This is a genomic window from Arcticibacterium sp., assembly GCF_055134445.1.
The window spans coordinates 1-8,546 of record NZ_JBSRVI010000085.1 but is presented as its reverse complement, the minus strand read 5'-3'; the positions used below and the strand labels follow the sequence as shown (position 1 = coordinate 8,546).

Here is an 8,546-nt window from a genome sequence, read left to right as displayed (position 1 = left end):
CCAATGGTGTAGCATCAGGAGAAGCATTTGAAGCTAATTATTATACGTTCATAGCTAGAGGCTTTGACCAAAATAACTCTCAAGGCAATGTAGTAGTAGGGCCAGATGAATTACACTTTTCTATAGTGCGTGGGGATAGAGCAATCACAAGCCCGACGCTATCAACGAATGCTATATGTGCGGGTACCAGTCTTACGGTTTCTTCTACAACCTCAGGCGTATTTAGTTTCAATGTAGGAAATGTATATCAAGCATATCTATCCGACCAAAACGGAAACTTTGGGAATCAGATATTGATAGGAAGCTCCTCAGACCCGACTAGTATAGCTTGTACTATTCCAAATAATCGACCTAGTAGTTCAAACTACAAAGTGGTGGTTCGTTCTAGCTCACCCATGGTTTCATCATCGGCCTCTGGAAGTCTCTCCATTATTTCTTCTAATGTTAGTTTAGTATCACCTACAAATGACATTTTGAATTTGACAAAAACGGAGAAAGCGGTGCAAGCCATAAATGCTACCAATAAAGTAAATGGTAGTTCTAATGTGAGTTATAAGGCTGGAAATCATATTCTATTAGAGCCAGGATTTACGGCAAATGGCGGTACTGTTTTCAGTGCGAAGATTGAAGCGGTTTGTCCGCAGTAAATAGCGAATAAGTACTATAAAAGTCAATAGTGGGGCAGGAAATATTTCTGCCCCACTATTGACTGAAATGTGTTTAAGATTGTTCGAAATGCGTTAAAGCCTATAAACGCAAATAAGGTTTCTTAGTCTGTATCCAAAGTCACCAAATCTGATAATGCTTTGGCGGCTTTTCCCATTCATTAACTCCTAGAATATTAATTCATTATTTCCGATATTACGTCAATTTGGAACTAGTGTTGAATTAAGGATGAGGTATTATATCAGGCACTGGTAGATTTTGTAACTGATTTAAGAAAAAAAAAATCAGACATTAGGTAGCAAAATGTTCCATGGATATATATCAATTTAAGCTTAACTTAACACAGAAATATAAATGCAACAAAAAACGAAACCTGAAACCACATTAAAAAGAACACTTTCACCCATCCTATTATGGGGTTTGGGTGTTGGATATGTAATCTCAGGCATGTATTTCGGCTGGAATTTAGGTCTAGAAAAAGGCGGAGTATTTGGTATGGCTGCCGCAACGTTTTTAGTCATCATCATGTATGTCTGTTTTAGCTTTTCTTATACCGAATTGGCTTGTGCCATTCCAAAAGCCGGTGGCGGTTTTGATTATGTTAACAGAGCTTTCGGAAAAAACCTAGCATTTCTGGCAGGCTTAGCACAAATAATTGAATTTGTATTTGCTCCGCCTGCCATTGCAATAGCCATAGGTACCTACCTCAATTTATCATTTCCTGAGATTCCTGTAATTTATGCAGCCTTTGTAGCCTACTTCATTTTTACTGCTTTAAATATTTATGGGATAAAAGCCGCTGCCACTTTCGAACTATTGATTACAGTTTTAGCGGTTTTTGAACTTCTTTTGTTCGCTGGTATTACCCTACCTCATTTCTCAAAAGAGGCATTTATTCAAAAACCTTTCGTAAATGGTTGGTCGGGTGCTTTTGCCGCTTTACCTTTTGCCATCTGGTTTTTTCTGGGCATTGAAGGCGTAGCCAATGTGGCTGAAGAAACTAAAAACCCACAAAAAGACATCTTAAAAGGTTTTGGATCTGCTATTCTAACTTTAGCCATTTTATGTGTCTTGGTTTTTTTCTCTGCCATCGGTGTGGGCGGTTGGGAACAAATAGTTTATAACATAGATGGTTCCATTTCTGATTCACCACTTCCATTAGCCATGGGCAAAATTGTTAGCACGTCCAGTTGGCTTTACCATATGCTAATCAGCATAGGAATCTTTGGTTTAATAGCCTCTTTTCATGGATTGATTTTAGCCTCAGGCAGAGCTACCATGGAATTTGGAAAACTGAATTTTGCCCCTGCTTTTTTAGGGAAAGTAAATAAACGTTTTCAAACGCCAGCGATCGCCTTAATAGCAAATATGCTCGTAGGCCTAACCGCTATATTGACAGGCAAAACGGGCGAAATAATAACCATAGCCGTTTTTGGAGCTCTTAGTTTGTATGTCATATCTATGCTGGCCTTTTTCCAATTAAGAATAAAAGAACCTAAGCTTCATAGACCTTTTAAAGTTCCTCTTTACCCTGTCATGCCGGGACTGGCCCTGATAATCAGTTTCATTTGTCTCATAGCTTTGGTATATTTCAACGCCACATTGGCTTTATACTACTTTGGTTTTTTACTTTTAAGTTTCGGTTTGTTTAAGCAATTTTACAAGCCCTTCTAATACAATATCCTATGACCGATTCTGAAATTCTAGCATATATTAAAAACCATCCCGCTGGTAAAGTTAAAGTTGCCGTTAGTGATATTGATGGAATATTGAGGGGAAAATACATTTCAACAGAAAAGTTTCTCTCCGTTGCTCAAAAATCATTTGGTTTTTGCAGTGTGGTTTTTGGATGGGACATGGCCGATGTATGTTATGATAACGTAACTTATACGGGTTGGCATACGGGATATCCAGATGCTGAGGCGTCCATTGACTTAAGTACTTTTCGCAAAATACCCTGGGAAAATGACCTTCCTTTTTTTCTAGGTGAATTGGTAGAAAAAGACACGGATGAAAATCCGGTTTGTCCTAGACAATTGCTAAAGAGCATTGAGAAAAGAGCACAAAACATGGGTTATACCCCGTTCCTTTCGCAAGAATTTGAGTGGTTTAATTTTGAAGAAACGCCAAATAGCCTTAATGAAAAAGGCTTTAAGAATTTAAAGCCGACCACACCTGGGATGTTTGGCTATTCGCTTTTGCGTAGCTCTTTAAAAAGCGATTACTTCAATGAGCTTTTTGACCTATTGACCAAATTCGATATCCCGATTGAGGGTCTGCACACGGAGACGGGTCCAGGAGTAATGGAAGCAGCCATAAAATACGGCAAAACCATTGAATCTGCAGATAGAGCAATATTATTTAAAACAGGAGTAAAAGAAATAGCTTATCGCCACGGCATCATTGCCACTTTTATGGCTAAAATTAGTGAAGACCTGCCAGGCTGTGGTGGACATATTCACCAAAGTTTGTGGGATAAAGAACAAAAGAACAATCTGTTTTTTGACGCTAAAAAAGAACATCAAATGAGTGAGCTCATGCGGTCATATATTGCCGGACAATTGCTTTGTCTTCCTGAAATTCTTCCCATGATTGCCCCAACTGTGAATTCTTACAAGCGTTTAGTGGAAGGTGCATGGGCTCCAACAACCCTCACTTGGGGTCTTGATAATAGAACGGTTGCATTACGAGCATTGCCAGCTGGCGAAAAACCTTGCCGATTAGAAACCCGAATTGTAGGCTCAGACACGAACCCATATCTTGCCATTGCCGCTTGTTTAGCCGCAGGGCTCTACGGAATAAAAAATAACCTAAGCCTTGACCAGCCAAAAACTATAGGAAACGGGTATTTAGAAGACAAATACGGGTTATTATCTAAAAATCTGATAGATGCCTCCGATAAAATGAAAGATTCTAAAATAGCCAATGAAATACTTGGGGAAGGTTTTGTAAGACATTTTACTAAAACAAGAGAATGGGAATGGCGAGAATTCTCAAAAAAAGTTACCGATTGGGAGCTTAAACGATATTTTGAAATAATCTAAAACAAATTAATAATGATTGCTCAGTTTAATTTTCCAACTACCATTCGATTCGGTGCAGGCGTGGTGAAGGAGTTGGCTTCTTATTTAAAACAAAATGGATTAGCAAAGCCACTTCTAGTGACAGATAAAACTGTAAGTGAATTAAGCTTTTTCAAAGCCATAGTCGCAGACTTGACAACTGCCGGACTTTCGGTAGAAACATTTTCAGACATTCAAAAAAATCCGGTTAAATCTGACGTTTATAAAGGAACAGATACCTATGACAATACCCATAGAGACTGTATTGTTGGTATCGGCGGGGGGGCAGCCATAGACGTGGCAAGGGCCATTTTATTAAGAATAAACCATCGAGAAGATCTCTTTAAGTATGATGATTTGATAGGTGGCGATGTCTATGTTACCAATGATGTTCCGCATTTTATAGCCATTCCTACTACCTCAGGTACTGGCTCAGAAGTGGGCAGGTCGGCCATTATCTCTGACGATGTTACACATCAGAAAAAAATACTTTTCTCGCCTAAATTGTTGGCCAAAATAGTATTTGCAGACCCCATGCTCACCATGGAATTGCCCGATTTTATCACGGCCGCCACGGGTATGGATGCTTTGACACATAATATGGAGGCTTTTTTAGCTAAAAACTACCATCCTTTATGCGATGGCATAGCTTTGGAAGGAATTTCATTGATTCATAAATCTTTAGAAAAAGCTACTAAAAATCCAGATGTGGAATCGCGAAGCAATATGCTCATGGGTTCTATGATGGGAGCCATTGCTTTTCAAAAAGGATTAGGCGTAGTGCATTCTTTGGCTCATCCATTATCCTCCCTTTTAGACACGCACCATGGCTTGGCCAATGCGGTGAATATTCCATACGGTATGCGATTCAATATAGAGGGATTTGAAAGTAAGTTTGAACGCATGGCTCAAACATTGGAACTGAAGGAGCATTCAGGAGAGGCGGTAGTGAATTATCTTTTTGACCTAAATTCAAGAATCAATATTCCACATAAATTACGTGATATTGGTGTTAAACAAGAGCATATCGAAACTTTGGCAGACTTGGCAATTGCGGATTTCGCACATCCCAACAACCCAAAACCAGTGAGTCGAGAAGATTTTAAAAACCTATATCTGGAGGCATTATAAGATGAGAATTGGCATTACAAGGGCAGATATCAATAATCAAAACTATGCTAAATGGATAGCTCAAACTAATCCAGAAATTGAAATAGTAGAACTCGCTTTTGAAAACTCGAACTTAGATGATGCCCATACCTGTCATGGAATTATCCTTTCAGGTGGCATTGACATGCATCCTTCCTTTTTTCTAAAAGAATATTCAGAAAGCTATTTCGATGCACCGCCGGAGTTCATGAAAACGCGTGACCAGTTTGAGCTCGATGTTTTGCAAATCTGCATGGAAAATAAAATTCCCGTTTTGGGTATTTGCCGTGGTTTACAATTGATAAATGTATTTTTCAAAGGCACTTTAGTGATAGATATTGGTGAAGAAAAAAATGTAAATCACCGCAGAGAAAACGGACAGGACAAAACTCATGGCTTAACCATTTCCCCTGATTCTATGGTGCATTCTATTATAAAGCAATCCGTTGGTACATGTAATTCGGCACATCATCAAGTCATAGATAAACTTGCGACGAACTTTAAGGCAGTAGCTTTTTCTGATGACGGTTTGATAGAAGCCATAGAGCCCATTCAACCACAATCACACTTTCTAGTTGCAGTGCAATGGCACCCTGAGCGTATGCCAGACCAAGATAATCCTACAACAAAAAACATAAAAGAAGCTTTTATCAATGCATCAAAACAATTTGAACATGCTGACAATTATTAATCCAGCTAATGGTCTGGAAATCTCTAAGATAAAATTAGACACTTCAGCCTCGCTGAATGAAAAATATACTCGATTAAAATCTGGACAACTAGACTGGCAAAAAACGAGATTGGAAGAGCGAGTTGCTATTCTTCAAAAGTTCAGTGATTTATTAGAGCAAAATATTGAAACACTTGCGGGAATATTAACATCTGAGGTTGGTAAACCTTTAGGTCAAGCAAAAAACGAAATCAATGGTGGCAGAGGTCGAATAGCTTGGTTAACAAGCAACGCTTCAAAATACCTCAGTGATGAAACCATGCATAAGGAGCCTGGACTTACAGAAAAAATCTCTTACGAGCCATTGGGTGTTATCTGTAATATTTCGGCATGGAATTACCCTTATTTAGTAGGTATCAATGTCATTGTTCCAGCACTTTTGGCTGGCAATGCAGTTTTTTATAAACCATCAGAATACGCATCGCTAACTGGTCTTCAAATTCAGGAATTGCTTTATAAAGCAGGAGTGCCAAATGATGAGTTTGTAATTGCCATTGGCGAAGGTTCTGTTGGCCATATGCTTCTCGAAATGCCTTTAGATGGCTACTTTTTCACTGGTTCGCACAAAACAGGCGATCTTATTTACCAAAAAGTTGCTTCCAAAATGGTGCCTTGTCAATTAGAATTGGGAGGCAAAGACCCACTTTATGTGTCAGACGACGTGTTGGATGTTAAAAATGTGGCCATAGGAACAACAGACGGTGCATTTTATAATAATGGTCAAAGCTGCTGTGCCGTAGAGCGAATTTATGTTCACGAGAAAGTTTATGAGGAATATCTTGAGGCTTTTGTCAATGAAGTGAAATCTTGGAAAGTAGGTAATCCTGAGGAAGAAGGCGTGTATATCGCAGCCATTACGCGTGCCGACCAGCTCAATCTTTTGGAAGCACAAGTGGAAGACGCTTTGAAAAAAGGAGCTACGCTTATGACTGGCGGAAAACGAATAAAAAGAGACGGCAACTATTTTGAGCCAACCGTACTTGCCAATGTGACCAACGAAATGTTGGTGATGCAAGAAGAATCCTTTGGACCCATTATCGGTATTATGAAAGTCTCAAACGATATGGAAGCCACCGAATTAATGAATGATACTAAGTATGGATTAACGGCAGCGGTATATTCTGCTTCACAAAAAAGAGCCGAAGAAATTTTATCAAAAATAGATTCCGGTTCTGGCTACTGGAATTGTTGCGACCGCGTTTCGGCAGGTTTACCATGGAGTGGAAGAAAAAACTCAGGTTTCGGAGCTTCCCTTTCGCATGCTGGATTAAGGGCGTTTTCTAAACCTAAGGCTTATCATTTACGGGGATAAGAAAGTAAGTGGCATGAGAATCGAGCGGTTCTAGTTACAAAGTAATAGTTGGCTCATTTATACCAGAATTAGCTTGTTGGTCAATCACTTCAGCAAAGTTGAGTTTATTGTCACCAATAATAACATTTTGTGCTAGAGGAGAACATAACACAATAAACAAACTATCAATGTTCAAAACAAAGTAACTGGTAACTATGTAATCTAAGACCAAGGTTTTAAAGTCGATTTAGGCACAGTTTTCGGTGCGAAAATTGAGGAGGTTTCTAATAGAGAAGAAAACGTAACAATAATTAGGTAAAAGTGTCTTTTATTTCAATTATTGTTTTAACTATACTTTTGCCCAATGAGGTTGTCCACATTTATAACACTTATAATATTTTCTTTATGTCACTCTTCATTAGCCAAAAGTTTGGAGAGTATAAATTCAGATGCATTATTATATAAATTTGGCGATAATGGGATTTTTCTAGAAAAAGGCTTATCTCAATTTTTTAGTAACTCATTAGTAAGTAGTAATTTAGTTCAATATATATCTGTTCCAAACCCTCCAAGCATATCTAGTGTAGGAACCCTCTGTTCACAAGGTTATGTAGAATTATTTGCGAGCGGTTGTATAGGCAGTGTGTTATGGTCAAATGGTCAAACTGGTGATACAATATATGTCGAATTGGAAGGAAGGTATTCTGCATTTTGTATAGAATCTGGAATAAGAAGTATGGCTTCCAATGTTATCGAAATTATTGATAATTCACCCATGGTGCCCAATATCATCTCTACTCGCTATGAATTATGTGAAGGTGAAAATGCCATATTAATTAGTAATAATTGTAATGGAAATGTTCTTTGGAGTAATAATATGGAAGGGAGAACAATATCAGTAAGTGTTCCTGGTAATTATTCTGCTGTTTGTGAAAATGATTGTGGAGAATCTACAAACTCAAATATTATAACTTTAACTCGTCTAACTATACCCAATCCACCAATTATTAATACAGCCTCATTATTTATTTGTCCAAATCAGTTAGCCGTAATTAAAGCTACAAAGTGCTTTGATACTGTAACTTGGAATATCGGAGCTACGGGATCAACTATAACGGCTCCAGAGGGTATTTATAAAGCCACTTGTACTAATATATGTGGTAGGTCTAAGGAAAGCGATTCTTTAATAATTCAATCCTTTTATCCACCAAATGCACCAATTCTTATTTCAGATAAGAAAGCTATATGTAACGGAGAAGTTACCACAATTACCGCAAAAGGCTGTAATGATGCAACGATTTCATGGAGTAATGGTGATTTTGGGGACAGTATTGAAGTTTCAATTCCAGGTAGTTATTCTGCTTTTTGTACTAATATGTGTGGGTCTAGTCTGCCATCTAATGAAATTGAATTAGATTATTCGCAGCCTCCTATGATTGTGGGAGAAGAAAATTTAACGTGCTTAATAGATACTGTACTAAGAACAGCCTCTGGTGGTATTTCCTATAACTGGTCAAATGGTGATAATACTGCTGAAGCAACTATAAATGCGGCAGGAACCTACACCGTAACAGTAACGGCAGCCAATGGCTGTACCAATACAGCAACTACTAGCGTTGTTTTCAAGCATAATTTAGTAGTCACAGCG

7 protein-coding genes are annotated in these 8,546 nt (G+C 38.3%); all 7 read left to right on the top strand.

All coding sequences use genetic code 11. The annotated features are described in order from the left end of the window. Window positions 1-647 (top strand): 3-coathanger stack domain-containing protein (locus tag ACTBZY_RS11645; protein WP_463046517.1); only part of this gene is annotated, 647 nt, incomplete at its 5' end. Window positions 648-1,020: 373 nt separating this feature from the next. Then, entirely contained in the window at window positions 1,021-2,340 is a 1,320-nt protein-coding gene (eat, locus tag ACTBZY_RS11640; protein ID WP_463046516.1) for an ethanolamine permease, read from the top strand. Window positions 2,341-2,351: 11 nt separating this feature from the next. Then, a complete protein-coding gene (locus tag ACTBZY_RS11635; RefSeq protein ID WP_463046515.1) occupies window positions 2,352-3,710 on the top strand; it encodes a glutamine synthetase family protein in 1,359 nt (452 codons plus the stop codon). 12 nt (window positions 3,711-3,722) lie between these two features. Further along, complete coding sequence (locus tag ACTBZY_RS11630; RefSeq protein WP_463046514.1) at window positions 3,723-4,859, top strand: iron-containing alcohol dehydrogenase; 1,137 nt, start codon at window positions 3,723-3,725, stop codon at window positions 4,857-4,859. Window position 4,860: 1 nt separating this feature from the next. Next, entirely contained in the window at window positions 4,861-5,568 is a 708-nt protein-coding gene (locus ACTBZY_RS11625; protein ID WP_463046513.1) for a gamma-glutamyl-gamma-aminobutyrate hydrolase family protein, read from the top strand. After that, a complete protein-coding gene (locus ACTBZY_RS11620; RefSeq protein WP_463046512.1) occupies window positions 5,552-6,919 on the top strand; it encodes an aldehyde dehydrogenase family protein in 1,368 nt (455 codons plus the stop codon). The genes ACTBZY_RS11625 and ACTBZY_RS11620 overlap by 17 nt, the downstream gene beginning before the upstream one ends. A 409-nt stretch (window positions 6,920-7,328) precedes the next feature. After that, window positions 7,329-8,546: PKD domain-containing protein (locus ACTBZY_RS11615; RefSeq protein ID WP_463046511.1), on the top strand; the 1,218-nt coding region annotated here is incomplete at its 3' end.